Origin of the sequence: Candidatus Chloroploca asiatica, from assembly GCF_002532075.1 — a bacterium.
Taxonomy (GTDB): Bacteria; Chloroflexota; Chloroflexia; order Chloroflexales; family Chloroflexaceae; genus Chloroploca; species Chloroploca asiatica.
Window position 1 is genome coordinate 1 of record NZ_LYXE01000044.1, and the last position, 1084, is coordinate 1084.

Consider the following 1084-nt stretch of genomic DNA (forward strand, 5'->3'; position numbering starts at 1 on the left):
CCGCGTTTGGTGCATTTGAAGCCCTGCTCGCACCAGGTTCGCAAGCCATACCATGCGACATCGCATGCCTCCGGGTCGAAGTCCGTGATCACAAACCATGGCTCTGCATAGCCCTCGCCCCACCATGCCACCAGGGTACATGCCAGCTGGGACTCGGCTTGAAAACAGGTTCCCCGACCCTGCCAGGACTGCCCGACGTCCGTGACCAGCGTGGTCAACTTGACCCATGCGGCCTTGCCCGCCGGACGAAACGTACTCCCCGCCTTGATGCGCATGAACGGATGCCACCCGAGGCGAACGATGCGCCGGAACAGCCAGCGGGCGTACAGACCGCGGTCGCTGGCGACCAGCACCGTCCAATCGGACGGGATGCCGGGCCGCAGGATGCGCAGCATCCGCAACCAGTCGCGTCGCCACGCCCGTTTCTCGGTGGCAGGGACCATTGTCCAGGCCACCGGAATGGCATTGCCACGATACACCACCGACACCACCAAGATGGCAAACCGCGTCCTGAGCGTCGTCGCATCCAGGGTCAAGGCGATCTGGAGGCTGTCGCCCCACATGCTGATCATCCAGCGCAGCAACGGGACAAAACAGGTCGTCACATCGAGCTCGCACCGCTTGATGCCCCGCTTGCGGCGCGCTTCGACACACCACTCGTACAATTGCTGCTCCACGGCATCGCGCTTCCGCCCCAACAGCAAGGCCAAAAACGTCGCCACCGTACCCCGACCACATGACCGGGTGAAGGCGATCCCAAAGCTCCACAACGCCAGCACCACTGCTTGGGGCTTGCTCAGGTGGGACATGTGGGTTGACACGACGTGCGTCCATTCCGATAATGCTTGTGTGCGGTTCATGGTCCATTCCTTTCGACGATCGTTGTTTGTTTTCACAATCGTAGCAGAAATGGTCATGACCCGCACATTATCTGAAAAACCTACCCCCAAAAGGGGCGGGGCACCCGCAAGGGGTGCCCGTACCGGGGCGAGGCCGCATCCGATGTAGGGGCACCCGCAAGGGGTGCCCGTACCGGGGCGGGGCACCCGCAAGGGGTGCCCGTACCGGGGCGGGGCACCCGCAA

General features: G+C 63.2%; 1 protein-coding gene. It reads right to left on the minus strand.

The window, feature by feature from the left end; translation table 11 throughout:
* Window positions 1-860, minus strand: an 860-nt coding sequence (locus A9Q02_RS03965) for an endonuclease (protein WP_097651065.1), incomplete at its 3' end; no start/stop codon positions are given.
* Between the last annotated feature and the right edge of the window lie 224 nt (window positions 861-1084).